Source organism: Mesorhizobium sp. ORM8.1, assembly GCF_053005525.2.
The window spans coordinates 680,779-707,100 of the sequence record NZ_CM132600.1 but is presented as its reverse complement, the minus strand read 5'-3'; the positions used below and the strand labels follow the sequence as shown (position 1 = coordinate 707,100).

Here is a 26,322-nt window from a genome sequence, read left to right as displayed (position 1 = left end):
GAGGTCCGGCCCCCCGCCGGACGAGGAGGAGAGTAGATATGAGAACGAGAACAGGATCGCGCGTGCTCAAGGCCGCGCTTCTGGCAGGCGCCGGCCTGTGCATCGCGGGCAGCGCCTATGCGGCCGGCCCGCTGGTAAAAGCCTGCTCGAAGGACGGCCAGTTCGTCATCGGCTTTTCGCAGGCCAACAACGCCGAGCCCTATCGCCAGCACGTCAATGACGAGCTGACGGCGGCGGCCAAGCAAGTGCCGGGCTTCACGCTGCAGATCGCCGACGGCGCCGGCAACGTCAACACGCAGACCTCGCAGGTCGACAACTTCATCACCCAGAAGGTCGACATCCTGTTGATCTCGCCCTTCGAGGCGGCGCCGCTGACGCCGGCCGTGAAGCGCGCCATGGATGCCGGCATCCCGGTGATCGAGCTCGACCGCAAGACCGTCGGCGACCCAGGCAAGGACTACACCGCCTTCATCGGCGGCGACAATTTCAAGATCGCCCAGGAAGCCGGCAAGTACACCGCGTCGAAGCTTTTGCCTGATGGCGGCGAGGCGGCGGTGCTGGAAGGCCTGCCGAGCTCGACGCCGGCGGTGGAGCGCCTCAACGGCTTCAAGGAAGGCGTGAAGGGCAATGCAAAGATCCAGATCGTCGCCGAGCAGGCCGCCGACTGGGTTCCGGATAAAGCCCAGACCGCCTTTGCCGCCATGCTGCAGGCGCACCCGGATATCAAGGTGCTCTACGCCTCCAACGACATGATGGCAGCCGGCGCGCTGCTCGCCGCCAAGGGTGCAGGTAAGGACGTCAAGATCATCGGCACCGACGGCCTGCCGGGCCCGGCTGGCGGCATCGAGGCCGTCGCCAAGGGCGACTGGGCGGCGACCTTTACCTACCCGACGGGAGCCAAGGAAGCGATCGACATGTCGAAGAAGATACTGCTCGACTGCGCCACCTCGGTGGACGCCACGGTGACCGTGGACACCACCGCGATCACGCCGGAGAACGCCAAGGCGATGGCCGGGAAATAGGGCAGGGTTATACAATCGAGTAAGTTGCGAAAAGGCCTCCGAAAGGGGGCCTTTTTTGTTTATCGGCCGAGCGCAATCGCAGATGGCAGCGCTGCTCCGCTCCGTCTCGGCGCTACGCGCCGAGCCACCTCCCCACTTTGTGGGGGCGAGGAAACGCCAATCGCCAATGTCGCGACCTTGGAAAGCCTGGGTTCCTCGCCCCCGCCGAAGGTGGGGGAGGAGGTGGCGTGGCGAAGCCGAGACGGAGAGAGGGAGCGCCCTATGCGATTGTCACCCGAGCGGCACCCGGGCCAGCACCGCGCAAGGCCGGGCTGCGCGGCCGCCCGCCCTTGCCGCCAAAAAGTCAATCGCACGCAGCCACGGTCTTCAGCGCCTGGGCACGGGAAGCTTGGGGCAAATGTCCGATCCGGCGAACCGCCGCATAGAACCTCGGATAATCGCCACCGCACAGATCTAACAGGCGAAGAAATGCCGGAACCTGTTCGCCATAGACCGACGTCGCGGCGAGCTTGGCGTTGTTGATGGGGGCGGCGAACCAGGCGTCATAGCCGCGATACCCGCCCCATCGCCTGTCGCGCATCTGCCGGTAGCGCACCCTGAGCCTGTCGATCGTGGCTGCCTTGGCCGCCGCCATCTTCTCCGGCGTCCGGGGGCTTCGATAGACCTGGGCCAACTCGTCGCGCGTTTGCGCGATCAGCCGCAGGAAATCGGCGCTGCGCCGGCGGTTCGTTTCGTAGCGGCGCAACCCGGCGCGATTTCCCGTGGCGCGCAGCCATTTCCTGGTGCCGCTGGTTTCGACGGAAACCGCGAAAGCCTCGTTGAACGCCGAATCGTTGTTCACATAGATTGTCTGATGCGCCAGCTCATGAAAGATGAGGCTGGCGATATAGGCGTCGTCCTGGCGCAGCATGGTCGAGAGCAGCGGGTCGCTGAACCAGCCCAGCGTGGAATAGGCGGTGACGCCCGAAACATAGACGTCCAGCCCCTTCCGCTGCAGGTCGGCAGCGCTTTCAGCCGCCGATTTCGGGGAAAAATAACCCCGGTAGGGAACGCAGCCAAAGACCGGAAAACACCATGTCACCGGCGTGAGCGAGAAGCGCGGCGCGGCAAAAACGGCATAGGTCACATTGTCCCGATGGATGTCGACATAAGAGCGGTAGCTTGAGTTATCGGGCTCCGCCAGTTCTTCCGAGGCAAAGCGCCGTATGGCGCTGGCCGACGTCAACTTCGCGCGCAAGGGTGCAGGCGTCGCACGATTTTGGATGAGCCCTGCAACATTCTTCCGCGCGGCCATGATCTCGACATGGCCAGCGACGGACTGCGCGTAATAGGAAACGCTGGTGCAGCCGGTGATGGCGGAGGTTAGGATGAGAGCGGCGAGCCATCGAAAGAGGTGCTTCACAGGTTGGCCACCCGGTTGATCGTCTCCGCAGGGAGCGAATGTCTCATTTGCGCTGGAGTCTCAAACAGGCGCGCGGATTTTCGTCAAGAGCTGGGTGGCTTAGTGAGCGTCAGGTTCGCGCCTCAAGCCAGCCGTTGAAGTCGGCCACGCGACCGATCGGAAGCAGACATCTCATAATCATCACGGATATTTGTACACTACTCTTCATTGAGGTATCAGACGAAGTTGGTGTAGCCGTTGACTTGCTCACGCAGTCCTTTCAGCTTGCATGGGTAATGGGGAGGAACCTTTGGCCCGGCTTTTAATCCTGGCGACCGCAAATTTAATTGGATTCATCTGCATCGCCTTGCCCGCCGCAGCGCGCGACATTACCGTAACAAAGCAAAGCACCTGTGGCGATCTGCACTATGCGACCGCGAAATCCCGGTTGAAAAATGAGGTCGCCCAGGGACAAGCCAAGGCCCTTAACAATCTTGGTTTCATTTTTATGCTCGGCTGCGGTGTTTCGCCAGACCCGCAACGCGCTGCTGGCTATTTCCAGAGCGCGGCGGATAAGGGCGACGCGCAGGCTGAACACAATCTGGCATACCTATACGAAGAGGGCATCGGCGTTGGGCGCAGCCACGCCCAGGCCGTTGCTTGGTATAGCAAAGCGGTCGCGCAGGGCTTTGCGCAATCGGAGATCAGCCTTGCTACGATGTATTGGGATGGCCGAGGCGTATCGAAAGATCGGGCAAAGGCGGTTGAGCTTTACCGCCAAGCCGCGGTCCAGGGCGCGGCGCTTGCGCAATTCGACCTGGGTTCCGCCTATGAGAGGGGCGAAGGTGTTGGCCGGGACTATGCGCAGGCCATGGCGTGGTACCAGAAGGCGGCCGATCAGCATGAGCCCCTCGCGCTGACCGGTATTGGCAGCTTGTATGAGCACGGTAGGGGCGTCAATCAGGATATCGCCACCGCCATCCCTTGGTACACCGCTGCCGCGCAGCTTGGAGAGCCGATGGCCCAGAGTCTTCTGGGCGCTTTCTTCGAGAAGGGCAAAGGCGTCGCCCTCGACCCGGCAGAAGCAGCGTTCTGGTATGAGAAGGCCGCGGCGCAGGGCTGGCCTGGCGCCATCACCAACCTGGGTGCGCTCTATGCCGCCGGCCGCGGTGTCACCAAGGACTACCGGCGCGCCGCGGGCTTGTTCGAAATCGCCGCGCGGAAAGGCGACGCTCAGGCCCAGCACAATCTAGCCTGGTGCTACTTCACAGGAAACGGGGTTGAGCAAAGCGACGCGCAGGCTCTGCATTGGTACCAGCTGGCCGCGGAGCAAAATGATCCCGGCGCGGAGCGAAGTCTCGGCCTCATGTACGAGTGGGGTCGCGGCATCGCGGTCGACTATCAGGAGGCTTTTGTCTGGCTGAAAAAAGCGCCGACCTCGGAAATCCCGCCGCGCTGGATGACCTCGGAGCCTTGTACGAAAAAGGACTCGGCCAGGCACCTGATCGAACGAAAGCCCTTGAATTCTACAGGCGATCGGCAGAGCTCGGAAATGCCGCGGGCAAGGCAGACTTGCAGAGGTTGCTCACCGCCCATCCGAGGCAGCGGGGGGCAATGCCGCGTCGCTTCGGATGACGAAGCTCGGCTTCAAACACATCGAGAGCTTCGTCCAATGAGTCCGACGGTGAGCGCTGGGAGCGTTTTTCGATCGGACGCAGACATCGGATCGTCACCGTTGGCGAGCGGCGCGATGCCAGACCGTTACTCTTCCAGCCAGCTGCCAAACGGATTGTTTGTGATGTTTTGGTCCGCAACGGGGCCGCTAGAAAATGGCCGCTGTTGCTGACTTCAGTCCGGAAGCGGACGTTCCTCTCTGCGGCCCCGTAGCCGTCGGTCGGCAAAGCGCCTCATTTCGGCCCTCCGGGGTGGCGATGCGTTCTCCGAAAGGGGTCGTTCGGCTCCAGTCTTGGTCGGTGTCGACGACCCAATGGTGCGCCTTTGTCTGCCCCGCAAGAGACTAGACCATCACGTCGTAGCGCGAATTCGACTACACGAAATAGCGGAATGATGGCCAGCTTGCTGCGGATCAAGGCCAAGCGGGGGGAACTCAAACCAACGCAAGGCCAGTTCGATGCAGCCTGCCATCGGCGATGCGGTCACCTGTCTGCAAGCATTTCTAGTCACAAACCATTGGCCGCCGAGCATGCCCGGCGGCCAATTGTGAGACGGTATGACCCCAGGCTTAGAACGGTATCGCCGGCAACTCCTGGGTGCCTTCGAGCTTCACAGCCTGGAGTTCGTTCGCGTCATAGCCAAGAGCCCGCAGGATGGTGGGCGCTACCTGTGTCGTCTGCACCAGGGTTGGCACCGACATCGGCTTGAGCGAAGGACCGCTGATAAGAAGCGCCACGTTGCGATCGTTTGCATTGGCGCCACCGTGCTCGGCAATCTTCGAACCAGATGTGTAGACCACACCCGGATTGACCGTGGCTATGAAGTCCGGCGTACGGCTGTCGGTGGCCGGATCCTGATAGGCGAGAGCCAGCGCATTCGGCGGCTGGATCTGGGCGATGCCTTCAGCCTTGCTCGATTTCTCGAGATAATCCTGCGCCGCCGCGATGTTCTTGACCCTGTCTTGCGGTTTGAGCCAGATCAGCGCGGCGTCGTCGGCGATGTGGAAGGCATAGCCCGGCGTCTTGGTGTATGGATCATCGTCCAGGGGCTGGAACGTCGCCGGGTCGATGGGCGACTGGCCATGCTTCGAGGCAAGGATGATCAGCGTCGAGTCGGCGAGATGATTGCGCTTGAGTGCAGCCATCAGTTCGCCGAGGGCGCCGTCCACATAGGCGAGTTGCCCGGCAAGACCATTGCTGGGCGCGCCGCTGGCGTCCAGATAGCCGCCGACCAGACCGGCCTCGTCGCCGGGGCCGGCCTTGGGAAGCTTCTGGCCCACGCTCACCGCCTGAAAATTCATGCCGAAAAGCGTGGGAACCGCCGCCGGATGCGAGCCGGTGCTGTCGAGGCCCTTGATTTCGTTGATCACCGCATGGACCCGCGCTTCATCAAAGTCACGCTCGGCCTTGAAGCTGCCCGTCGTCTTGACCTTCGTGCCGGAAATCAAGCTGTCCTGTTCCAAGGCGTAGAGGTCGTCGACGCCTTTGCCCGAAGGTCCGTTCAGCCATTCGTAGGCCGGGTGCTTGTCGGACCAGGCCGTGCGGCCGCCATGCGCTTTCACGATTTCGAAGATATTGTTGACCCGCACGAAATCATGCGGATAGACCACCGAGCATTTGCCGTTGATCAGGGTCATCGGCAGCTTTGCCGGGTCGATCTGACTGCGGAAATCGCCCGGCCTGCCGCCACCATCGAGGCGTGTCGAATCGACGTCGATGTTCTCAGCAAAGGCTACCTCGGCGCCCGCCTCGCCCTTGCAATCCGAAGCCGGGGCAAAATACGTGCGGTCGTAGCTGTCGTCATAGTATACGCCCGTCGATTTGGGCGTGCCACCGGTCACCTGTGCAACAAAGCCAGGGAAAGAGTCGGACGGGGCGCTGGTCAGCGCGTTGGGATAGAAAATCCCCGTATGAGCGAGCGCCGCGAGCGAGCTTGCCGGATTTGCGGCGACATAGTTCGCCAGATCGAGCGCATGAAGCCCGTCGACACTGACGAGCAGCACGTGCTTGTAGGGTGCGGCGACGGCGCTGGAAGCAGACAGCGCACCAGCCAACGCCGCCGTCAGCGTGCCCGCTGCCAGCGCCAGAGATAGCGTTTTCATTGAAGCGTCCCTCATCTCGCAACCCCGCGATGGATCAACGATAGGCGAGCGGACATGACAGGTTCATGAAAACGCGCTGGCAACGGACCTTACGGATTGGTAAGCCAGCGGTGATGCAGCGGAAAGGTTGCCCCGCTAGATACAGGTAACGGACCGTGCGGGAGCATATCCCTATCGAGCACCTCGAGAACCCTAAACGGAACTCTGGTCATTGCCGTCCATTACCGATCTGTGAGAACGCGGCGCGCGTTGCCAGGTACGGCATCGCTGGCGCCGCGAACCTTTTCTGCCGCTACATTATGGCTGAGGCCCATACCATCGATGCTGCCGTCCGCCTGTTCGAGAACCCTCCGCATTTCATGGCCTTCCTTGGAGAAGGCGTGAACATCATGCACTTCCTCACCGACCCTACGCCGACTTGAACATCCGCCAATCGCTTGCTTATGCCAGAAGCCGTCTGTCCGCTTGCGGCCCCGAATACGGCGCTCGGATTGCCTAAAAATCCCCCGCACCTCACCCCACCCCCTTACCAACCGCTCCAGCGCATCCACCACCAAATCGCAGAACTTCGCATGATCCAGCTTCATCGCCACGTTATGCCGGAAATTCACCTGTTCGCTGGCCGTACCACCAAAGTGGTGCATGCCGCCCATCTTTTCGAAATTGCAGACCGTCATGCCCTTGGTCCAGCGTCCGGCGATCTCGACGCGGATGTCGGCTTTTTCGATGGTGAACACGGTCGGGTCGATCATCGCCGCCACGCAGCAGGCGTCGTGGATGGCGGGGTATTCGATCTGCAGCAGGCCGCCATGCGTGGTGGCGATGAATTCCCAGATGTCGAGGATGAATTTGGCCATCGGGCCGCCAACGGCGCGCACCCGGTCCTGCAGGTCCGGGGTGGCCAAGGCCTGGTGGGTGAGGTCGAGCCCCACCATGGTCACGTCCCAGTCGGCGCGGAACACCACGTCGGCGGCCTCCGGGTCGCCGTAGACGTTGAACTCGGCCGCCGGCGTGATGTTGCCGCGCGTGTAGGCGCCGCCCATCGCGACGACCTTCTTCACGCGGCTGACGATTCTGCGGGTCCTTGCGCACGGCAAGCGCGACGTTGGTGTAGGGGCCGACCGGCACCAGCGTCACCGTCTTCGGCTCATGCGCCATCACCGTGTCGATGATGAAGTCGACGGCATGGCGCTTGTCGAGCTCGAACGAGGCGGGCGGCAGTTCGGGGCCGTCGAGCCCGGTCTCGCCATGGATCTCGACAGCCAGCACCTGGTCGCTGATCAACGGCCCGGGCGAGCCCTTGGCCACCGGCACCTTGATGCCATAGGCCGTGCACACCGACAGCGCGTTGCGGGTGGTGTTCTCGACATTGTGGTTGCCCGAAACCGTGGTGATGCCGAGCAGGTCGACGTTGGGATTGCCGGCGGCAAGCAGGATAGCGATCGCGTCGTCGTGCCCCGGATCGCAGTCCAGGATGATCTTTTCCATGATGATGGCCTTTGCTGTCCGCCGGGTTTGCCGCGATTACAGACTGTCGCTCGTCGCGCCGTCAAGGTTCTCGCCCCCAAGGCGGCCGGAGCCAATGCGAGGACGCTAATATTGCCAGCGTCCGGCCGACGTGCCAGTGATGAGGGGGTCCACAGCCGCTGTCCACGCCAATGACGGATCGTGCCTCGAAATTGTCGCTGGAAGCAGGCGCGGCCGCGCCGCTGGTTTCCATCGTCATTGCCAATTTCAACTATGCCCGCTTTCTTCGCGAAGCCGCCGGGAGCGCGCTGTCCCAAAGCTATCCCCTGGTCGAAACCATCATCGTCGACGACGGCTCGACCGACGATTCCGAAACCGTGCTGCGGCAGTTGCAGGCCGAACATCCCGGGCTGACGGTCATACGGCGCGCCAATGGCGGCCAGGCGGCGGCCATGAACACCGGTCTGTCGGCCCTCAGGGGCGAGTGGGTTCTCTTCCTCGATGCCGATGACCGGCTAGAGCCGAATGCCGTCGAGCGCCTGCTGACGGCGACGAGTGCCGATGCCACGCTCGTCCAGTTCTATTTGGCGACCATCGACACCGACGGCGCACGCACGGGGCTCCATCCCTTCTGCGAGAGGGTGGAAGGCGGGCAATTGCTGGAGCAGATCTGCGCCTCCGGGCATTTCCGCTTCATGCCGACGAGCGGCAACCTGTTCCGGCGCTCGGCCCTCGATCGCATCGCTCCGATGCCGGAGGATAGCTGGAAGATTTGCGCCGACACCTACCTGACGCTGACCGCCGCCATGCAAGGCCGGGTCGCGGTCGTGCGCGAGATTCTCGGCGCCTACAGGGTCCACGACGCGAACAATTGGTATAGGGCGCAGGAGGACGACGCGCGCAGCCTGCAGATCGTGCGCAACCACGTCATCGTGTGGCGGCAGATTGTCGAGGCCTTGCCGCGGCTTGTGCCCGGGGCCGACGGCTTCGTCCGCCTCAGCTTGGTCCGGCGCATCGCCGCCTCGCTCTACATGCTTCAGGGAAGGCCGGCCTTCCCGAAAAAGACGCTGCGGGAGATACAGCGCAGCCTGGCCGTCCAGGTGGCCCGAAGCGGGGCGCCGCCCGGCGAGATGGCGCTGCACCTGGCGCTCGTCTTCCTTTCCACCGCTAGAAGTCGGCTGGGGCGCAGCGCCTTCAGGGCGTTGATGGGGGCAGGGGACGGACCTCTTGCGCGATTTGCCGAGCGATTCAGGTCGCCGCGGCGGTTCGCGTGGATGGGCAAGGGATCCGTTCCCGCCGCCGTGTCCACGCTTGACCTCGACCGCTCCTACGATTTCGGACGCGGCGGCGACGGCCGGCACTTTCAACGTTTCGGATTGAGCGAAGTCGACAATTGGCGCAGTTGGGCGACGGCCGAACGGGCCGGGCTGATGTTCCGGCTGCCTCCCGGACGATCGCCTTTTTCGGTGGATCTGACCGTTGCGCCCTTGCCGGCGCGGCGGCAAAGGCTGGCCAGCGGATGATTTTGTCCCTTGAGGGCAAGCCTCTTCTCGAGAGGCTGATCAAGGGCCAGGAGACGATCACCTTCGAGCTTCCGGGCAGGTCGGCGGACGACATCGTGCTGCTCGATTTCGAGTTTCCCGACGCGGCGATACCTGCGGTCTCCGATCCCACGAGTTCATCGACCCGCATAACCTCGGTCGCGCTGGTCACCATTCGGGCGCGCGAGGCGGCGCAGCCGGCCCGGCCCTATCCGCCAGTCCTGATCGGCGGCCGTTTCGAAGCTGGGCAGGAGGGGTTGCGCAGCCTGCTCGGCATCGGCTGGTCGTTCGACGCGGCGGGGCGGCCGCGGCTGTCGCGCCTCAACGGCGTCGTCCGCTTCGCCGTCCTCGACGCGGCGATGGAGCGGCTGCTCGTCCGGATCGAGTTCGAACGCCCGTCAATCCACGCCGACGGCGACTGGCGCGTACAGGCCATCCTGCCCGGCATCGTCGAGGACATCATCGACCTGCGCCGGACACCCACGCTCATGCTGGTGGTGCCGCGCGGCAAGGTCCCGAACCAGGGCAGGATCGGCCTCCACATCCGCTGCTGGAACATCCTGCCTTACGAGGATGAGCCGGACGACGTTCCGGGCGCCCGCCTGCTCAGCCTCACCGTCGAACGTTACAACCCCGGCAGCCATAAGTTCGGCTTCTGGCGACCCTGGCAGGTCGTCGATTTCACCTCCGATGCGGATTGCGGGAAACACTTGCTCGTCGGCTGGCACGAGCCGGACGGCCTGGGCGCCGGTTCGCGGGACACCTTCGCGTCGCTGGGCGGCTTCTATTTCGAGACCGCCGCCGAATCCTTCGTCACCATGCGGGTGAGCGCTCCGGTCCGCAAGGAAGGGCAACGGCCGCAAACGCTGCGCATCTCGCTCAACGGCGTGCTGCTTCTGGACCGGCCGGTTGTCGGGCGCGAGGATGTGCTGCTCATCGTGCCGAAAAGAGCCTATGCGCCCGACCATTACCTGCGGTTCGACTTCGAATGCGCAATGGTCGCGGCCGGCGCGGTCGAGGGCTCACCCGAGGCCAACCGGCCGGTAGGCATAAGAATAGAGAAGTTCGTCATCGAGCCATTGCATGTGACCGGCACCCCGTAGCCGTCGGGCCGCCAACCATGCTAGCCTGACTCAAGGGAACGGGTCGCATTGGGGGGGCGATGAAAAAGCCCAGGCGCGTCAAGCTCGGTCGAAAGATCGCGAAGAGTTCGGTCGCCGCGACTATTTTGGTCGTGGAGACAGCGGTCGTGTCGGCGGCTAGCGTTGAGGTTCCCGTCCTGCCATCGGTCGTGGAGCGAACCCAGGCTGCCTACAAGGCCGATGGCCATGCGCTCGGGCCCATCAGCCAGACATTGCATGGCTACAATCTAACGCCCGCCCAGCTTATTTCGGTGCGCAACTACATTGGCCAATATGACGAAAAACTGAAGGTCGTATCCATAGGCAAGGTCAATGGCGTCGATCTCTTCGTCATCAAGAATCGAACGACCGGCGAATTCTTCGGCGAGGTTGAACTGAGGCCGGGCTCGAATGGCGAGTTGATCGTCGACAAGACCACCGGAGCGGAGCTCGACGTCAGGAAGAAGGTAGAGGTTCCGCTGGTGCTTCCCAGCGAGGATGGCGAAGCCGGCAAGATCCTTAGCGGATCGGACGTGCTGAACGTTCTCCACAGCAAGCACCACAAGAACGAATCCTCGCAGGAAATGCCGTTTGCTTCGGCCGAGGCCGGCGTGGACTATGGCACCGCCCGCGAGGCGACCGGCCATTTCATGCCTGACGGATCCGGTTACGAATACGGCATGGTCTCGAAAATCGGCTCAGCCGGAGCGGAGGCGAAAGCCGGGGTAAGCGACAAGGGCGAGATCGGCGGCTCCATCGGCGGCGGCGCCAAGGGACCAGAGGTCGAACTCTTTGCCAATTATTTCGGCAAGCCGGATGTCGACGAAGACGGCAAGTTCACGCGAACCGTAATGGGCGGCAGCGGCAACCTGCACGCCACCCTGGCTGAAGTCGAAGCGAAACTGGGATGCTTCGACGACAAGCCATGCAAGGTCGAACTTGGAGCTGGGGCGCTTGGCATCGGAAGCGGCGTCGGCCTTGCCTACAGCGAGCACGTGGCGATACAGGTCAAACCGTCCAACGAGATCGAGGACGAGGGCATCGCGGCTCCGGCCAAGCCCGCACCCGACACCTCCGACGCTGTCGAAACGGAGTATCGCCAGGCGATCAGCAGCGACGATCCGGCGGCCCTGGAGGCATTCGTCGAGACCCATCCCGACAGCCTTTTTACGCAGGATGCCGAAAACCTCCTGGATATCCAGGTCCGCCCCGATCCGGAGGCGCAGATCCCGCCCGGCGGCTACTGAAGTGATTGGAGCAAAGGCGCGGCGCAGCTTTTCGCAGAAAGGCGACGGCGGATATCAGCCGCGAAAGTTCTCGAAGAACCGGGCCTGGCCTCTCGTGAGGGCCTGGGCGCTTTCTTCTCGCAGGCCTCGCCTGGAGCGCATGAACGGGTATTTGAAGATCGTTTCCAGAAACCTATTCTTGCCGGCTTCCCAGTCCCTTTCATAGTCGGCAAGCCGGCGGCTTTCGAGGTGTATCGATTTGAGGACCCCTATCTGGGGGATATGGACATGCTCTGCGGCTTTCGCTGCTCCACCCGTGGCGGACTCGGCGGAGCCGAGCAGGCGTATGTAGAGGTCGAGGTCCGAAAAGCGCGGCAATTTTTCATTGAACCCGCTCACCGCGACGAGGTGAGCCATAGGGGCGCTGAAGCAACTCATCGTGTGGATGAACGGACGGGTGATCATGAGTTCGATCGGATCGAACGGCGCCCGTGGCGGATCGAATTGTTTGACAGAGCCGGCGTAACTGGGGCCGTCGCTCAGATAGTCGGTGGAAACGAACAGCGGCAGCCTTGCCGCCGCATAGGCGGCCTGGATGATCGAGAGATAGTGCGGATGCCACGCGTCGTCGCTGTCCAGGAAGGCGGCGACGCTGCCGCCGGCGGCGGCAAGGCTGGCGTTGCGCGCCGCGGGGATGCCCGAATTGTTCGGCAACCGGACGCTCTTGAAGCCGAGCTTCTTGCCGGACAAATAGTCCTCGGCGGCGTTCAGCGAACCGTCGCTCGAGCCGTCATCCACCAGGACGATCTCGAAATCCGGAAACGACTGGCCGGCAACGCTTGCCAGCGCCCTGAGCAGCATGCGCCGCCTGTTGTGAAAAGGGATCAGCACGCTGAACAAAGGCGCCGGCCTGCCCGGTGGACGGTTCGCGTCGCTGCTCGATGTCGACGAAGGATCCCCGCCGGTAGCGCGTCTGTGTCTCGCCGTTGGCCCTCTCATCTCGCTTTGCCCAAAACGCCGGACGGTTCCGCCGCCCCCGCTGAATTTGGGCGATAAAGCGCTGGAAAGCAAAGCGTACCTGCGCGCGCCTCGAAAAACCGGGCTGACTCGCTTCAGGACGGTTGGTGGATGCACATCACAGGCAGGACGTGCTTCGTTTAGGCACGGCCCGTCTGCGCGCCGGCGCTGGCCCGGCAACTGGAAACGCCCGCCGATCTCGCATTGCAGCTTCTGTTGTGGGACACGACCTGGCCCGGCATGGCGCTGCAGGCGGCGGTCGACGGCGCCGGCGTGTTGATGGGCCACGAGGCGCTGGTGTCGCGCGCCTTGGCCGCCGGCTCGCTGGTCGCGCCGTTTCCGGACCGGCGCGTGCCGACCGGCCTCAGCCTTTCGATCCTGGCGCCCGAGCGAGCACCCGCCCACGCCGCCGGCGAGTGGCTGCTGGCGGAGCCGCCATCCGCAGCCTGACCAGCGTCGCCGCTGCTCGTCCGGCCGCTTCGACATATGCCACGTCACGATGCACCAGCATCACCGAGAACGCGCCGTCCAGCAAAAGCACGATCTCGCGCGCCAGCGCCTCGGCGTCGGCGACGCCAAGGCCTGACAGCGCGTCGGCCAGCCACGCCTCGAACCGCGCCTTGTGGCGCGAGCCGGCCTTAACCGCCGGATGCCCGGGCATCGCGGCCAACTCCGCCACCGTGCGCAGGAAACCGCAGCCCTTCCATTTCGGGTGCGTCGCGACGCGGGCGAGGTTGGTGAAGATCGCCTCGACCTTTTGGTCCGGCCCGCCTTCTTGCGCCTCGAACCAGCCGGACATCTGCTTCAGGTTGGGCTGGTCGCGGCCTTCGAGATAGGCGGCGATCAGGTCGTCCTTGCTGCGGAAATGATAGTAGAGCGTGCGCTTGGTGAGCCCGGCTTTCTCGGCCACCGCGTCGACGCTGACGCGCCCGATGCCTTCGGCATAGAAGAGTTTCGTCGCCGCATCGACGATGCGCTGGGCGGTTGGGCTGGTGGCTTGTTCCATCCGCCAAGTATACCGACTAGGGAATATACAAACAATCGCAAAGCTGGTCCGTTGGCGGTCATTCTGGATCGCTGAGGAAAGACCATGACCGAACCCGTGCTTTGCGAGATCCGCGACCGCGTCGCGGTGCTCACGCTCAATCGTCCCGAGAAGCTCAACGCGTTGAACTACGCCCTCATCGACCGGCTGCTCGCCATCCTCGACCGGATCGAGACCGACGACGCGGCCGGCGCAATCATCCTGACCGGGGCAGGCGAGCGGGCGTTTTCAGCCGGTGGCGACATCCATGAATTCTCGCTCAGCGTCGCCGCCGGCGCGGATGCGGCGCTGCGCGATTTCGTCATGCGCGGCCAGCGGCTCACCGCACGGCTGGAGGCTTTTCGAAAGCCCGTCATCGCCGCCGTCAACGGCCTCGCCTTCGGCGGCGGCTGCGAGATCACCGAAGCGGTGCCTTTGGCGATCGCCAGTGACCGCGCGCTTTTCGCCAAGCCGGAGATCCGGCTGGCCATGCCGCCGACCTTCGGCGGCACGCAGCGCCTGCCGAGGCTCGCCGGGCGCAAGCGCGCCTGGAGCTCTTGTTGACCGGCGAGACCTTTTCGGCGGCTCGCGCAGTGGAGCTCGGCCTGGTCAATCATGTCGTCCCGCATGCCGAGCTGATGCCGGCGGCCTTCGACCTTGCCCGCCGCATCATCGGCCACTCACCGGCGGCGGTCGCCGGCATCCTCACCGCGGTGGCGCGCGGCATCAATCTCAGCATCGCCGAGGGCTTGCTGGTCGAGGCCGAGCAGTTCGCCCGCGTGGCGCCGACCGCCGATCTGCGCGAAGGCCTGAGCGCCTGGATCGAGCGGCGAAAGCCCGTCTATGACGGCGCGTGGACGCACATCACCCGGCCGGCCGAGGCAAGCGGCGCTTCGCGGCGGCTCGATCGGGCTGTGGGCGGCGGCAACAGCGGTTACGCCACGGCTTTCAACGGCGCCGGCTGCAGGCGCGGCCGCCGCCAGAAGGTCGGTCTGGGTGATCAGGCCGATGATATGCCGCTCGCCGTCGACGATCACCACGGCATGGCTGCGGCCATCGGTCAGCACCGGCAGCAGGCTCATCGCCGGCGTGTCGGGCGAGGCGGTGCCGGCTTTCGCCATCACGCCTTTCACCGTGTCGGTGGCTTTGGTCAGCTCGCGCAGGCCGACCGCGCCAGTGACCCGCCCGCCGGCATCGACGACCGGCAAGGTGCGGATGTTATGGTCGAGCAGAAGCCCGCGCGCGTCGTCGGCGCTGGCCGTCTCCTGCACAGAGACCACGTCGCGCGACATGATATCGCCGCACAAAAGCGTGCGCTGCGAGCGCACCATTGCCTGCAGCTCGACCTGGCGCAGCAGCCTTTCGAGGTCTTCGCGATCGATGTCGAAACTCTCATCGAGCGTGGCAAGTGCGGCATCGACGTCCTCAGGCCGGAAGCCGACGCGCGCCGTGGGCGGCAGGTCGGTGGTGCCGTGATTGTTGGCGGCCGGCTGATGCACATGCGGATAGTTGCGTCGCGACAATCTGTGGAACAGCAAGCCGAGCGCGACCAGGACGATCGAGTTCAGCGCCACCGGCACGAACGGGAACAGGAAGCCGGCGGCGGCCACGGCCGGCCCGCCGATCACGCCGGTCAGTGCCGCGGCACCCCCGGCGGATGCAGCGAGCGCGTGAACGACATGGCGGCGATCGCCAACGCCACGGCGAGGCCGGAGGCGATCACCGGGTCATGCACGAAACGCGCCACCGTGACGCCGACCAGTGCCGAGATGGTGTTGCCGCCGATGATCGACCAAGGCTGCGCCAGCGGGCTCGACGGCACGGCGAAGAGCAGCACGGCGGACGCCCCGACCGGCGCCACCAGCATCGCGACATATTCGCCCTTGCCCATCGTCAGCCCGCTGATCACGCCGGTCAGCGCGATGGCGATCACCGCGCCGATGCAGGCGATCAGCCGCTCGCGCAACGTGGCGCCGGCAAGGATCGGAACAAAGAGGCGCAACGCCATGGCGGGTCCTGTCGAACGGAATTTCGTGCTGCCGGCAATGCCGCCAACGGCGGCAATTGGAAAGCCAAACCAATCCGCATCGCCGCCGCTTCGGGGAATATTATTGCGCAGCGCGACGTCCACGGCGTGCCACCAACGGCCTCTTCTTTGCCAATCGCGCCAAGGCGTTAGACGGCTTTGCGGAATCGATCCGGTAGCCCGCCGCCCGCAAGCCGCTCACTTCGGGCGGACGATGAAGCCGAGCCCGCCCAGCACCTTGACCGCGCCGCTCTTGCCGCCCTCGAAGTCGGTCGAGGCAAGTCGCTTTCCCGTGGCGAATTCATAGGCGGTGCCCAGGATTGCTTTCGGCGGGTAGGTCCGCTCTTCCCAAACAAGCTCATAGGTCGTGGTCGGGGCAAAGCCGTGCTCGGCAAAAAGCGCGTCGCGCCCAGCCGGTCGTATTCTTGCATCGCGCGCTGAACATGGGCGCGGGTCACACTGTCCCAGGCAATCATGTCATCCTCCAGGGTTTCATCATCTCACGCCGATTTCTCCTTGATCAGCCGTGGAAGTCGAGGATGGCGGCCGCGATCTCGCCAGCATGGGTTTCGAGCGCGAAATGGCCGGTGTCGAGGAAGCGCACCACCGCGTCCGGCATGTCGCGCTTGAACGCCTCGGCGTCGGGCGGCAGGAAGAACGGATCGTTCTTGCCCCAGATGGCAAGGAAAGGCGGCTTGTGGGTGCGGAAATAGGCCTGGAAGGCCGGGTAGAGCGCGACGTTGCTCTTATAGTCGCCGAAGAGGTCGAGCTGAATCTCTTCCGCGCCGGGACGGCTGAGATAGAAACTGTCGAGCGAATGGCCGTCGGGCGACACCAGCCCCGCCGGCGCGCCATGCGTATACTGCCAGGCCACGGCTTCCGGCTTGAAGGCGGGGCGCAGCGCCTCGCGGTTGGCCGGCGAGGGATCGCGCCAATAGGCCTGTATCGGCTTCCAGTCCTCGCCCAGACCCTCCTCATAGGCATTGCCGTTCTGCGAGATGATGGCGGCAATCCGCTCAGGATGTTTCACCGCCAGCCGGAAACCGGTGGGCGCGCCATAGTCGAAGACATAGAGCGCGTAGCGGTCGAAGCCGACCACTTCGGTGAAGCGGTCGATGATCTCGGCGATGCGGTCGAAGCTGTAGGTGAATTCGCTCGCCTGCGGCATGTCGGAGCGGCCGAAGCCCGGCAGGTCGGGTGCAATGATATGGAAGCGGTCGGCAAGCCGCGGGATGAGGTCGCGGAACATATGGCTGGAGCTTGGAAAGCCGTGCAGCAAGAGCAGTTTCGGCGCGCCGGGCTGGCCTGCTTCGCGATAGAAGATGGTGAAGCCGTCGACGTTCGCGGTGCTGTAAGAAGTCATGTTTCTCTCCGTTGTTGTAACTGGGTTGTTCGATTGAATAGGGTTATCTCGCGTCAGGCCTTTGCAGCTTCGAGGATTATCTCGACGACGGCGTCGGGCGCGGTGACCATCGGCATGTGGTCGAGCGGCAGCGCGCGTGTGCGCGCCTTCATGCGCGCCGCCATGAAGCGCTGCGTGTCGGCGGCAATCATGCGGTCGTCCTCGGCGATCAGGAACCACCCTGGCCGGCCCCGCCACAGCGGCCGCTTCACCGGCACCGGGATGCAGGCCGGCGAGATCGGCCGCTGGACCGCACGCAGAGCCGACAGCTCTTCCGCCGAGGCATTTTGGGAGAAGACGGCGGCAAAGGCCTCGTCTGGCAGGTAGATCAGCCCATGCGCATCCGGCGCGAGTTTCGGCGCCTGGGCATGCGGTTCGGCGCGGTAGAAAACATCGGCCACCGTCTCGCCTTCGTCGGGCGCAAGTGCCGCGACATAGACCAGCGCCTTGGTCTTCTCGCTGCGCGTCGCGCCGACAACCGCGCCGGCATAGGCATGACCTGCCAGGATGACCGGTCCGTCGACGCGTTCGATCGTCCGCTCGAGGGCCGCGACGTCGTCCTCGAAGGATGTCAGCGGCAACGGCGCCGCCACGACCTTGAAGCCCTGCGCGGCAAGCGGCGCGATGACCTTCGCCCAGCTCGACCCGTCGGCCCAGGCGCCGTGGACAAGCACGATGGTTTTATCGGTCACGGTCATTGCCGTTTCCTCCAATTTTGATCCGTAACCCGTTTGTTGCTTTCAAAGCGGTTACTGTCTCAGGTGATAACTTGTCAAGAGGCTTCAAACCGGTTATCACCAGATCGTGTTCTCGAAGGAAGCCCGCGGCTTGCCGCTGCCGGCGAGGAATGGAGTTGCGAATGGATCGCTCACCCGCGCTTTTTGTCGGCGACGCGCCCGGCCTTGATTTCCTGAACTCGGTCGCGACGCCGCTCGACACGCCCGTCGACTGGATCGGCGACGGTGAGGGCTTGCTCGACTGGCTGGGACAGGCGCGGCTCGTGCCGGCGGATGTGCTGGCGACCATGCGTGGGCGCGCGCTGCCCGGCGAGCTCGACAACGTCGCCGACCAGGCGCGGCATCTGCGCGAATGGTTCCGGGGCTTTGTGCAGGCGCGCAAGGGGCAAGCGCTGACCGCCGCGGACCTGAAGGAACTCGGCCCGCTCAACCGCTTGCTGGAGCGCGACGAAATTTTTAGCCGGATCGCGGCGGCTGGTGGCGGCGCGCCGTTCGCGCTTCAGACGAGCCGCAAATGGCGCACGCCGGAGCAGTTGCTGCTGCCGATCGGCGAGGCGCTGGCCGGCTTCGTCTGCACCGAGGATTTTTCACATGTGAAGGCTTGCGAAGGCCCGGCCTGCACGCTGCTCTTTGTCGATCATACACGCGGCCACCGGCGCCGCTGGTGCAGCATGGCCGCCTGCGGCAACCGCGCCAAGCAAGCCGCCCACCGGCACCGCCACAAGGATGATCGTCACTAAGTAGCCATTATCGGAGAGCGAGGCGCGGATGCGCCTCGCTCTCTTGTGCTGTTGATCAAGGGGCCACCTCGACATGGCCTTTCATGTTGGGATGGAAGCGGCAGAAATAGTCGACCGCTCCCGCCGCCTTCAGCGTGACCTTGCCCTTCGACTTCGCCGGGATCATCACGTCCCAGCTGCCTTTCACCGTCGCGGTATGGGCGATCACATCCTTGTTCGTCCATTCGATCGTGTCGCCGACCTTGGCCTGGACGCTGGCCGGTGAGAAGACCAGCTTGTCGATCGTCACCTCCACCGTGGCGGCGAGCGCCGGCGAAACGCTGAGCGCCAGCGCCAGGGCAAGAATCGCCGCCCTCATTTCATCATGCCGGCGACGTGTTCGGCATGCTGCTCATGGCCCTGGAAGATCTTGAGCCCGGTCTCGAGCAGGCCCTTCAGCTCGGCATTGCTGGCTGAAGGGATGAGCAGGGTTTCGAGCGCGCTGTCGACCTGCTTGTGATAGGCCACCTCGTTGTCGATATAGGCCTTGTCGAAGGCGGCACCCTTCAGCTTCGCCAGCTTGGCGCGCTCTTCCTTCGCGGCCTTGGCCAGCGCCTTGCTGGTGTCATTGTCCTCGGGCGTGACTTTCAGCTTCTTCACAAGATCCAGTGCCTGCTTGTTCACCGCCGCATGGTCGCGTTCCATGTCCTTGGCGAAGGCGACGATCTCCTTGTTCTTCGACTTCTTGATCGCCTGCTTTGCCGCCTCGATATCGATCGTGCCAGCCGTGTAGGCGATATGCGCGATCTGTGGGTCGGTGGGTTTGTCGGCGGCATGCGCCAGCGGCGAGGCGCTGACGAGGAAAAGAGCGGCCAGGGCCGCGGTCGGTCGCATGAACATGGCATCTCCTTCGCCCGCCGCGCATGGCTTCGGGCTTGATTGGGGGTTGACGGCCATTGGATGCGGGGAGGGGCGAAACGTTCCCGGAAAATTAGGCCTCGAAACCCAGGCGCTTCATCACCTCATGGGTCAGCCGTTCGCAGCGTCGGCCGGCGAAGGGGAAAGCGTCGAGCAGCACCGGGCCGATCTCGTCCTCCAGCGCCTTGCGCATCTGCGCTCGCGCGCGGTGCAGGCGCGTCTTTACCGTCTCAGGCCGCACGCCCAGGAGCTCGGCGGTTTCCTCGATGCTGAGCCCCTCGATGACGCGCGCGACGAAGACGGTGCGATAGACGTCGGGAAGGCTGTCGGTCGCCCGTTCGACAAGCCTCAGGATCTGCCGCTGCGCCATCGTCCGCTCCGGATCGTCGCCTGGATTCAAGTCGTTTGGGTTCAGGGGAAACCGGATGATCTGGGCCTCCGGGTTCTCCGGCATCGGCACATTGCGCTTGCGCTTGCGCAGTCGGCCAAGCGCCTCGTTGATGACGATGCGCGACAGCCATGTGGCTAACGAGGCCTCGCCGCGAAAGGCATCGAGACCGGCGAAGGCGCGCATATAGGCCTCCTGCACGATGTCCTCGGCTTCGGCGTCGTTGCGCACTACGCCCCGCGCGATGCGATAGAGCCGCTGGTTGTGCGCCTTGATGATGGCGCGGAAGGCGTCCGGCTCGCGCGCAAGGGCCCGGTGCACCAGCGCCATGTCGCCGGCCTCAGCTCAATCCCGGCCGCTTGGGCAGCGGCCACATGCATAGCGCGCTTTCTCATCTGGCCCCGATCTCCCGGAGAGGCATCACATCCGGCGATTGGATGCGCCTGCTGACAAAGGTTCCCGAGCCTGTTGCACGGCCATGCTATCGCTTTGGCGCAGCCTTGTCTGCGGCGGCCCCGCCGCCGATCAGCCCATGGCCGCCGCGAGCCCGCGCAAAAGGTCGGCCTTGAGATCCTCGACGTCCTCAAGCCCAATCTGCAGGCGCACCAGCGAGCCGGCGTAAGCTTCCTTGGCGACGGTGCGGTCGCCGAGGAACACCGGCACCGCCAGGCTCTCATAGCCGCCCCACGAATAGCCGAGGCCGAAAAGCTTCAGCGCGTCGAGGAAAGCGTGCTGCGCTTTCTGCCCGCCGCCATCGAGCACGATTGAGAACACACCGCTGGAGCCGGAAAAATCGCGCTTCCAGAGCGCATGGTCCGGATGGCTCTCCAGCGCCGGGTACAGCACCTGCGCCACGCCCGGCTGTTTCTCCAGCCAACGCGCGATTTCAAGCGTGCTCTTGCGGTGATGCTCGAGCCGCACCCCCATGGTGCGCAGGCCGCGCAGCACCTGGTAGATGTCGTCGGGACCGGAACAGCAGCCCAGCGTGCAGAAACTGTCGTAGAGCTGGCTCCAGCAAGCCTCGTGTGCCGAGACCAGGCCGAGCAGCACGTCGGAATGGCCGGCCGGATATTTCGTCGCCGCGTGGATCGAAATGTCGACGCCATGGTCGAGCGGCTTGAAATAGAGCGGCGTCGCCCAGGTGTTGTCCATCATGACGATGGCGCCGGCCGCATGCGCGGCCTTGGCGATGGCCGGAATGTCCTGCACCTCATAGGTGTTCGACCCCGGCGATTCGGTGAACGCGACCTTGGTGTTGGGCTTGATCAGCGAAGCGATGCCAGCGCCGATGCGCGGCGCGTAGTATTCGACCTCGACACCCAGCCGCTTCAGCATCGTGTCGGCGAAGTGGCGCGTCGGGTGGTAGACGCTGTCGACGATCAACAGATGGTCGCCGGCGCCGAGGAAGGCGATCAGCGGCACCGTCACCGCCGCCAGCCCCGAAGGCACCGCGATCGTGCCAGCGGAGCCTTCGAGCGCGTCGACGGCGAGCGTGAGCGCATCCATGGTCGGCGTGCCGCGCGTGCCGTAGGTGTATTTCTGGCTGCGGCCGGCCATCGACGCGGCGTCGGGATAGAGCACGGTCGAGGCGTGCACGACAGGCGGGTTGATGAAGCCGAAATAGTCGCGCGGGTTGTTGCCGGAATGGGCAAGCAGCGTGTTGATGCCCATTTCAATGCCGTCTTTTGCCATGGTTCGTCGCCAGCCAATAATGTCAGGGGTCAAATGATGTCAGGAGGAGAGCCATAGAGCGCCGGCAAAGGCCGCGCAACCGCCGCGGGTCCGCCAAAAGCCGGTCTTCCGCTGGGCCAATCCAGGTGCCTGCCCGCTCAATAACGGCTTGCTATTGGGCAAGCGGATTCTGGCTTAGGCCCCCGGTTTGGCCTGTCGCATTTGACCGATTTGTTTGCACCGCTTGCCGGTTTCCTGGTGCCCTTGTCTGCAATTCAGGCATTTGCGGCAATTGCTTTTCAAACCTGTCGTGAAACGGTCATTTCCCTTGACCTCACAGGAATAATCGCCTTCGATGCGTTTCGTGAATGGGAGGCAGTGCATCGCCAACGGTGCGGGTCCGGGAGTGGGCCTTAAAGTGGGAGCTGCATTCAGATACGAAAAAAGATCAAGCGCCACCTGGGAGCAGGGGTGCCTGTAACAGAAAAGGGTCTGTGGGTCATGAAACACATTGCATTGGGCATTCTTGGCGTCGCGGCGCTCGGCTTCACGGCGTCGGCCGCGTCGGCCAGCACGCTCGACACCGTCAAGCAGAAGGGCTTCATCCAGTGCGGCGTCTCGACAGGTCTGGCCGGCTTCTCCGCGCCGGACGACAAGGGCGACTGGAAGGGCATTGACGCCGATTTCTGCCGCGCCGTCGCGGCCGCCGTCTTCGGCGACGCCACCAAGGTCAAGTTCACGCCGCTCAGCGCCAAGGAGCGGTTCACCGCGCTGCAGTCAGGCGAGATCGACATCCTGTCGCGCAACACCACCTGGACCAGCAACCGCGACAGCGCGCTCGGCCTCGATTTCGTCGGCGTCACCTACTATGACGGCCAGGGCTTCATGATCAACGCCAAGAAGCTGCCGGGCGTGAATTCGGCGCTGCAGCTTTCGGGCGCCGCCGTCTGCGTGCAGAGCGGCACGACGACCGAGCTCAACCTCGCCGACTACTTCAAGAAGAACAAGATGGAGTACAACCCCGTCGTCTTCGAGAAGCTGGAAGAGGTCAACGCCGCCTATGATTCCGGCCGCTGCGACGCCTATACCACCGACCAGTCGGGCCTCTACGGCATCCGCCTGACGCTGTCCTCGCCGGCCGACCATGTCGTGCTACCCGAGATCATCTCCAAGGAGCCGCTCGGCCCGGCCGTGCGCCAGGGCGACGACCAGTGGGCGCATATCGCGCGCTGGACCTATTTCGCGCTGCTCAACGCCGAGGAAGCCGGCGTCACGCAGGCCAATGTCGACGAGATGAAGACCTCGAACGACCCGAACATCCAGCGTCTTCTCGGCACCGAGCCGGATGGCAAGTACGGCGCCGATCTCGGCCTCTCCAACGACTGGGTGGTCAACATCGTCAAGGCTGTCGGCAATTACGGTGAAATGTTCGAACGCAATGTCGGCTCGGGCAGCCCGCTCAAGATCGCACGCGGCATCAACGCGCTGTGGACCAAGGGCGGCCTGCAATATGGCCCGCCGATCCGCTGATCGAAAATTGATCCGGGAGCCAGATCGTCTGGCTCCCGGTTTCTCTTTCCAGGGGACGGTCCATGGCTTCGCAGGAAATCCTTCGCGAGGAGCCGAGTCGAAGCTCCTTCATCAATGACCCGAGAATACGCGGCCTGTTCTTTCAGACCCTGGTCGTGATCCTTCTCTTTGGCTCGATCTGGTGGATCGTCAACAACGTCATCGAGAACCTCCAGCGCCTGCACATTGCGTCAGGCTTCCAGTTCCTCAGGAGCAGGGCCGGCTTCGACATCTCCGACACGCCGATTGCCTACACATCGGACTCGACCTATTTCCGCGCGCTCGTCGTCGGCCTGCTCAACACGATCATCGTCGCGGTCGCCGGCATCGTCCTTGCCACCATCGTCGGCTTCACGGTGGGCATCGGTCGGCTGTCGCACAACTGGCTGATCCGCAAGATCTGCACGGTCTATGTCGAGATCTTCCGCAACATCCCGCCACTGCTGGTCATCTTCTTCTGGTATTCGGGCGTGCTGGCGGTGCTGCCGGCGCCGCGCGACAGCATCCATTTGCCTTTCGGCTCGTTCCTAAATCAGCGCGGTTTCTATTTGCCGCGCGCCGTGTGGGGTGACGGCTCCTGGCTGATCGGCGTCGCTTTCCTGCTCGCGCTCGCCATGGCCTGGTTCGCCGCCCGCAAGGCGCGCCAACGGCAATTGGCGACGGGCCAGCAGTTCCCGGTGTTCTGGACGTCGGTCGGCCTGATCGTCGGCCTGCCGGTGCTCGCCTTCCTGTTCGGCGGCATGCCGCTCAGCTTCGATTTTCCGAAGCAGTCGACCTTCAACCTGACCGGCGGCTTCTGGATCAAGCCGGAGTTCCTGTCGCTGCTTTTGGCGCTCTCCTTCTACACGGCGGCCTTCATCGCCGAGATCGTGCGCGCCGGCATCAGGGGCGTCAGCAAAGGACAGAGCGAGGCTGCCGGTGCACTCGGCCTGCGTTCCGGCCCGATCCTGCGCCTGGTGGTGGTGCCGCAGGCGATGCGCATCGTCATCCCGCCGCTCACCAGCCAATATCTGAACCTGACCAAGAATTCGTCGCTCGCGATCGCCATCGGCTATCCCGATCTCACCGCGACCGCCGGCACCGTGCTCAACCAGACGGGGCAGGCGGTCGAGGGCGTTTTCATCATGATGATCGCCTATCTGGTGCTGAGCCTGGTGACGTCCTTTGTCATGAATATCGTCAACGCCAGAATGGCGCTGGTGGAGAGGTAGGGCCATGCAGGAACACGACATGGCTTGGGTGCGCACCGAGATGGCTCTCGCCCAGCCGGCGCCGCCCAGCGAAAGCGGCGCCTATGCCTGGGTGCGCAAGAATCTGATCGGCTCGGTCGGGGACATCATCCTCACCGTCCTCGGCATCGCCATCATTGCCTGGATCGTCCCGCAGGTTGTCAACTGGGCGTTTATCAACGCGCAGTGGACGGGGCCGGATCGCACGGTGTGCACCACCGCCGCGCAAGGTGGCATCCGGCCCGACGGCTGGACCGGCGCCTGCTGGGCTTTCGTCAACGCCAAGTTCGGCCAGTTCATGTTCGGCACCTATCCGATCGAGGAGCGTTGGCGGCCAATCCTGGTCGCCATCCTGTTCGTGGCGCTGCTGGTGCCGATGCTGATCCCGCGGGTGCCGCGCAAGGGGTTGAACGCCATCCTGCTCTTTGCGGTGCTGCCGATCGTAGCCTTCTTCCTGCTGGTCGGGGGCATGTTCGGGTTGCCGCATGTCGAGACGCCGCGTTGGGGCGGTCTCCTCGTCACGCTCAGCCTTTCCTTCGTCGGCATCGCAGTATCGTTGCCGCTCGGCATTGTGCTGGCGCTCGGCAGACGTTCGAAGATGCCGATCATCAAAACGCTAAGCATCTTCTTCATCGAGACGGTGCGCGGCATCCCGCTGATCGTCGTGCTGTTTTTTGCCAGCGTCATGCTGCCGCTGTTCCTTCCCGAGGGCGTGAGCTTCGACAAGTATCTGCGGGCGCTGATCGGCGTGTCACTGTTTGCCGCCGCCTACATGGCGGAGGTGATCCGTGGCGGCCTGCAGGCGATCCCGAAGGGGCAATATGAGGGTGCGGACTCGCTCGGCCTCGGCTACTGGCAGAAGATGGGCCTGATCGTGCTGCCGCAGGCGCTGAAGCTGGTTATCCCCGGCATCGTCAACACCTTCATCGGCATGTTCAAGGACACCAGCCTGGTGCTCATCATCTCGATGTTCGACCTGCTGGGCGTGGTCAAGCAGAATTTCGCGGACCCCAACTGGGCTTCGCCGCAGACCCCGAAATCCGGCCTGATCTTTGCCGCCTTCGTGTTCTGGTTGTTCTGCTTCGGCATGTCGCGCTATTCAATGTACACCGAACGCCGGCTCGACACCGGTTACAAACGCTGATGTATGTCGCCCAAAAGTGTGTAGCGGTTTTGGGCGACATGCATCAAATGCAACAATAAAGGGGAATTTGGCATGGCCATCGAGAACGCCGTCAGCGCCGAAGAGATCAAGGTCGACGTCAAGAAGATGCACATCTCGACCACCGATGTCGCCATCGACATCGTCGGCATGCACAAATGGTATGGCGAGTTCCATGTCCTGAAGGACATCAACCTCAAGGTGATGCGCGGCGAGCGCATCGTCATTTGCGGCCCGTCCGGCTCCGGCAAGTCGACCATGATCCGCTGCATCAACCGGCTGGAGGAGCACCAGAAGGGTAAGATCATCGTCGACGGCAAGGAACTCACCAATGATCTGAAGAAGATCGACGAGGTGCGCCGCGAGGTCGGCATGGTGTTCCAGCACTTCAACCTGTTCCCGCATCTGACCATCCTGGAGAACTGCACTCTGGCGCCGATCTGGGTGCGCAAGATGCCGAAGAAGCAGGCCGAAGAGATCGCCATGCATTTCCTGAAGCGCGTGAAGATCCCGGAGCAGGCCAACAAATATCCGGGACAGCTGTCGGGCGGTCAGCAGCAGCGCGTGGCGATCGCGCGTTCGCTGTGCATGAACCCGCGCATCATGCTGTTCGACGAGCCGACCTCGGCGCTTGATCCCGAGATGATCAAGGAAGTGCTGGAGACGATGGTGGGTCTTGCCGAGGAAGGCATGACGATGCTGTGCGTCACGCACGAGATGGGTTTTGCCCGCAAGGTCGCCAACCGGGTGATCTTCATGGACCAGGGTCAGATCGTCGAGCAGAACACGCCGGCCGAGTTCTTCGACCATCCACGCCATGAGCGCACCAAACTGTTCCTCAGCCAGATATTGCACTGAAGCGCCCTCGTCATCCTAGGGCGAAGCAAGGAGCGAAGCGACGCGCGCAGACCCTAGGATCCATGCCGT

22 protein-coding genes and 3 pseudogenes are annotated in these 26,322 nt (G+C 63.8%); 12 read left to right on the top strand and 13 right to left on the bottom strand.

The genetic code is table 11. The annotated features are described in order from the left end of the window. Positions 1–38 precede the first annotated feature (38 nt). Complete coding sequence (locus ACVDG8_RS03590) at positions 39–1,022, top strand: substrate-binding domain-containing protein (RefSeq protein WP_447253463.1); 984 nt, start codon at positions 39–41, stop codon at positions 1,020–1,022. A 343-nt stretch (positions 1,023–1,365) separates the two neighbouring features. Here the strand turns inward: ACVDG8_RS03590 and ACVDG8_RS03585 are convergent, their stop codons facing one another. After that, a complete protein-coding gene (locus ACVDG8_RS03585) occupies positions 1,366–2,424 on the bottom strand; it encodes an aminopeptidase (protein WP_447253462.1) in 1,059 nt (352 codons plus the stop codon). Between the two features lie 289 nt (positions 2,425–2,713). Between ACVDG8_RS03585 and ACVDG8_RS03580 the strand changes: the two genes are divergently transcribed. Beyond that, positions 2,714–4,249 carry a tetratricopeptide repeat protein gene (locus tag ACVDG8_RS03580; RefSeq protein WP_447253461.1) on the top strand — a complete coding sequence of 512 codons (1,536 nt, stop codon included), beginning with the start codon at positions 2,714–2,716 and terminating at the stop codon, positions 4,247–4,249. 396 nt (positions 4,250–4,645) lie between these two features. On the opposite strand, the gene ACVDG8_RS03575 is transcribed toward ACVDG8_RS03580, so the two are convergent. The 3 genes and pseudogenes from ACVDG8_RS03575 to ACVDG8_RS03565 all read right to left on the bottom strand — a co-directional run. Continuing rightward, a complete protein-coding gene (locus ACVDG8_RS03575) occupies positions 4,646–6,178 on the bottom strand; it encodes an alkaline phosphatase family protein (protein WP_447253460.1) in 1,533 nt (510 codons plus the stop codon). A gap of 221 nt (positions 6,179–6,399) precedes the next feature. Then, the gene (locus ACVDG8_RS03570) at positions 6,400–7,239 is read right to left on the bottom strand and encodes a nucleoside hydrolase (RefSeq protein WP_455707536.1); all 840 of its coding nucleotides are present in this window, start codon (positions 7,237–7,239) and stop codon (positions 6,400–6,402) included. A gap of 82 nt (positions 7,240–7,321) precedes the next feature. Next, positions 7,322–7,666: pseudogene (locus tag ACVDG8_RS03565) on the bottom strand (nucleoside hydrolase); the annotation flags it as partial. Positions 7,667–7,836: 170 nt separating this feature from the next. Here ACVDG8_RS03565 and ACVDG8_RS03560 point away from each other — a divergent pair. From ACVDG8_RS03560 to ACVDG8_RS03550, 3 genes are read left to right on the top strand one after another with little or no spacing between them, the layout of a single operon-like run. Beyond that, the gene (locus ACVDG8_RS03560) at positions 7,837–9,168 is read left to right on the top strand and encodes a glycosyltransferase family 2 protein (RefSeq protein ID WP_455707535.1); all 1,332 of its coding nucleotides are present in this window, start codon (positions 7,837–7,839) and stop codon (positions 9,166–9,168) included. Further along, on the top strand, positions 9,165–10,289 hold the full coding sequence (locus ACVDG8_RS03555; RefSeq protein WP_455707534.1) for a hypothetical protein: 1,125 nt from the start codon (positions 9,165–9,167) through the stop codon (positions 10,287–10,289). Before ACVDG8_RS03560 ends, ACVDG8_RS03555 begins: the two co-directional genes overlap by 4 nt. 59 nt (positions 10,290–10,348) lie before the next feature. Beyond that, the gene (locus ACVDG8_RS03550; RefSeq protein WP_447253458.1) at positions 10,349–11,554 is read left to right on the top strand and encodes a hypothetical protein; all 1,206 of its coding nucleotides are present in this window, start codon (positions 10,349–10,351) and stop codon (positions 11,552–11,554) included. A gap of 54 nt (positions 11,555–11,608) precedes the next feature. Here ACVDG8_RS03550 and ACVDG8_RS03545 read toward each other — a convergent pair whose 3' ends face one another. Beyond that, the gene (locus ACVDG8_RS03545) at positions 11,609–12,730 is read right to left on the bottom strand and encodes a glycosyltransferase family 2 protein (RefSeq protein ID WP_447253457.1); all 1,122 of its coding nucleotides are present in this window, start codon (positions 12,728–12,730) and stop codon (positions 11,609–11,611) included. Between the two features lie 24 nt (positions 12,731–12,754). Here ACVDG8_RS03545 and ACVDG8_RS03540 point away from each other — a divergent pair, with 24 nt between their 5' ends. Next, complete coding sequence (locus ACVDG8_RS03540; protein ID WP_447253456.1) at positions 12,755–13,000, top strand: hypothetical protein; 246 nt, start codon at positions 12,755–12,757, stop codon at positions 12,998–13,000. On the opposite strand, the gene ACVDG8_RS03535 is transcribed toward ACVDG8_RS03540, so the two are convergent. After that, on the bottom strand, positions 12,915–13,556 hold the full coding sequence (locus ACVDG8_RS03535) for a TetR/AcrR family transcriptional regulator (protein WP_447253455.1): 642 nt from the start codon (positions 13,554–13,556) through the stop codon (positions 12,915–12,917). The genes ACVDG8_RS03540 and ACVDG8_RS03535 overlap by 86 nt on opposite strands. Positions 13,557–13,640: 84 nt before the next feature. Here ACVDG8_RS03535 and ACVDG8_RS03530 point away from each other — a divergent pair. Further along, a pseudogene (locus tag ACVDG8_RS03530) lies at positions 13,641–14,425 on the top strand (crotonase/enoyl-CoA hydratase family protein); the annotation flags it as partial. Between the two features lie 117 nt (positions 14,426–14,542). On the opposite strand, the pseudogene ACVDG8_RS03525 reads toward ACVDG8_RS03530, so the two are convergent. The 3 genes and pseudogenes from ACVDG8_RS03525 to ACVDG8_RS03515 all read right to left on the bottom strand — a co-directional run. Then, positions 14,543–15,582, bottom strand: a pseudogene (locus ACVDG8_RS03525) (HPP family protein); the annotation flags it as partial. Between the two features lie 538 nt (positions 15,583–16,120). Then, positions 16,121–16,963, bottom strand: coding sequence for an alpha/beta fold hydrolase (locus ACVDG8_RS03520; protein ID WP_447253451.1), 843 nt, complete (start codon positions 16,961–16,963; stop codon positions 16,121–16,123). Between the two features lie 53 nt (positions 16,964–17,016). Then, positions 17,017–17,700: an alpha/beta fold hydrolase gene (locus ACVDG8_RS03515; RefSeq protein WP_447253450.1), complete on the bottom strand. Its 684-nt coding sequence runs from the start codon at positions 17,698–17,700 to the stop codon at positions 17,017–17,019. A 161-nt stretch (positions 17,701–17,861) separates the two neighbouring features. On the opposite strand from ACVDG8_RS03515, the gene ACVDG8_RS03510 reads away from it, so the two are divergent. Then, on the top strand, positions 17,862–18,479 hold the full coding sequence (locus tag ACVDG8_RS03510; RefSeq protein ID WP_447253449.1) for a CGNR zinc finger domain-containing protein: 618 nt from the start codon (positions 17,862–17,864) through the stop codon (positions 18,477–18,479). Between the two features lie 55 nt (positions 18,480–18,534). On the opposite strand, the gene ACVDG8_RS03505 is transcribed toward ACVDG8_RS03510, so the two are convergent. The 4 genes from ACVDG8_RS03505 to ACVDG8_RS03490 form a co-directional block, all read right to left on the bottom strand. Continuing rightward, a complete protein-coding gene (locus ACVDG8_RS03505) occupies positions 18,535–18,837 on the bottom strand; it encodes a cupredoxin domain-containing protein (RefSeq protein ID WP_447253448.1) in 303 nt (100 codons plus the stop codon). Then, entirely contained in the window at positions 18,834–19,358 is a 525-nt protein-coding gene (locus ACVDG8_RS03500; protein ID WP_447253447.1) for a DUF4142 domain-containing protein, read from the bottom strand. Before ACVDG8_RS03500 ends, ACVDG8_RS03505 begins: the two co-directional genes overlap by 4 nt. A gap of 91 nt (positions 19,359–19,449) precedes the next feature. Next, entirely contained in the window at positions 19,450–20,094 is a 645-nt protein-coding gene (locus ACVDG8_RS03495) for an RNA polymerase sigma factor (RefSeq protein ID WP_455707533.1), read from the bottom strand. 195 nt (positions 20,095–20,289) lie between these two features. Beyond that, positions 20,290–21,456 (bottom strand): cystathionine beta-lyase, encoded by a 1,167-nt coding sequence (locus ACVDG8_RS03490; RefSeq protein WP_447253445.1) that lies wholly within the window; start codon positions 21,454–21,456, stop codon positions 20,290–20,292. Positions 21,457–21,936: 480 nt separating this feature from the next. Between ACVDG8_RS03490 and ACVDG8_RS03485 the strand changes: the two genes are divergently transcribed. The 4 genes from ACVDG8_RS03485 (at position 21,937) to ACVDG8_RS03470 (ending at position 26,253) form a co-directional block, all read left to right on the top strand. Continuing rightward, a complete protein-coding gene (locus ACVDG8_RS03485; RefSeq protein WP_447253444.1) occupies positions 21,937–22,965 on the top strand; it encodes an amino acid ABC transporter substrate-binding protein in 1,029 nt (342 codons plus the stop codon). A gap of 62 nt (positions 22,966–23,027) precedes the next feature. Continuing rightward, positions 23,028–24,215, top strand: coding sequence for an amino acid ABC transporter permease (locus ACVDG8_RS03480; protein WP_447253443.1), 1,188 nt, complete (start codon positions 23,028–23,030; stop codon positions 24,213–24,215). Between the two features lie 4 nt (positions 24,216–24,219). Then, the gene (locus tag ACVDG8_RS03475; RefSeq protein WP_447253442.1) at positions 24,220–25,377 is read left to right on the top strand and encodes an amino acid ABC transporter permease; all 1,158 of its coding nucleotides are present in this window, start codon (positions 24,220–24,222) and stop codon (positions 25,375–25,377) included. 126 nt (positions 25,378–25,503) lie between these two features. Beyond that, complete coding sequence (locus tag ACVDG8_RS03470) at positions 25,504–26,253, top strand: amino acid ABC transporter ATP-binding protein (RefSeq protein ID WP_176477089.1); 750 nt, start codon at positions 25,504–25,506, stop codon at positions 26,251–26,253. Positions 26,254–26,322 lie beyond the last annotated feature (69 nt).

What these genes read in the sequence shown, in the direction of transcription:
- ACVDG8_RS03480 (WP_447253443.1), top strand. Translation starts at nt 23,028, where the DNA reads ATGGCTTCGCAGGAAATCCTTCGCGAGGAGCCGAGTCGAAGCTCCTTC.
- ACVDG8_RS03495 (WP_455707533.1), bottom strand. Translation starts at nt 20,094, where the DNA reads ATGGCGCTGGTGCACCGGGCCCTTGCGCGCGAGCCGGACGCCTTCCGC.
- ACVDG8_RS03550 (WP_447253458.1), top strand. Translation starts at nt 10,349, where the DNA reads ATGAAAAAGCCCAGGCGCGTCAAGCTCGGTCGAAAGATCGCGAAGAGT.
- ACVDG8_RS03500 (WP_447253447.1), bottom strand. Translation starts at nt 19,358, where the DNA reads ATGTTCATGCGACCGACCGCGGCCCTGGCCGCTCTTTTCCTCGTCAGC.
- ACVDG8_RS03535 (WP_447253455.1), bottom strand. Translation starts at nt 13,556, where the DNA reads ATGGAACAAGCCACCAGCCCAACCGCCCAGCGCATCGTCGATGCGGCG.
- ACVDG8_RS03560 (WP_455707535.1), top strand. Translation starts at nt 7,837, where the DNA reads ATGACGGATCGTGCCTCGAAATTGTCGCTGGAAGCAGGCGCGGCCGCG.
- ACVDG8_RS03470 (WP_176477089.1), top strand. Translation starts at nt 25,504, where the DNA reads ATGCACATCTCGACCACCGATGTCGCCATCGACATCGTCGGCATGCAC.
- ACVDG8_RS03575 (WP_447253460.1), bottom strand. Translation starts at nt 6,178, where the DNA reads ATGAAAACGCTATCTCTGGCGCTGGCAGCGGGCACGCTGACGGCGGCG.
- ACVDG8_RS03520 (WP_447253451.1), bottom strand. Translation starts at nt 16,963, where the DNA reads ATGACTTCTTACAGCACCGCGAACGTCGACGGCTTCACCATCTTCTAT.
- ACVDG8_RS03555 (WP_455707534.1), top strand. Translation starts at nt 9,165, where the DNA reads ATGATTTTGTCCCTTGAGGGCAAGCCTCTTCTCGAGAGGCTGATCAAG.
- ACVDG8_RS03485 (WP_447253444.1), top strand. Translation starts at nt 21,937, where the DNA reads ATGAAACACATTGCATTGGGCATTCTTGGCGTCGCGGCGCTCGGCTTC.
- ACVDG8_RS03590 (WP_447253463.1), top strand. Translation starts at nt 39, where the DNA reads ATGAGAACGAGAACAGGATCGCGCGTGCTCAAGGCCGCGCTTCTGGCA.
- ACVDG8_RS03475 (WP_447253442.1), top strand. Translation starts at nt 24,220, where the DNA reads ATGCAGGAACACGACATGGCTTGGGTGCGCACCGAGATGGCTCTCGCC.
- ACVDG8_RS03505 (WP_447253448.1), bottom strand. Translation starts at nt 18,837, where the DNA reads ATGAGGGCGGCGATTCTTGCCCTGGCGCTGGCGCTCAGCGTTTCGCCG.
- ACVDG8_RS03510 (WP_447253449.1), top strand. Translation starts at nt 17,862, where the DNA reads ATGGATCGCTCACCCGCGCTTTTTGTCGGCGACGCGCCCGGCCTTGAT.
- ACVDG8_RS03515 (WP_447253450.1), bottom strand. Translation starts at nt 17,700, where the DNA reads ATGACCGTGACCGATAAAACCATCGTGCTTGTCCACGGCGCCTGGGCC.
- ACVDG8_RS03490 (WP_447253445.1), bottom strand. Translation starts at nt 21,456, where the DNA reads ATGGCAAAAGACGGCATTGAAATGGGCATCAACACGCTGCTTGCCCAT.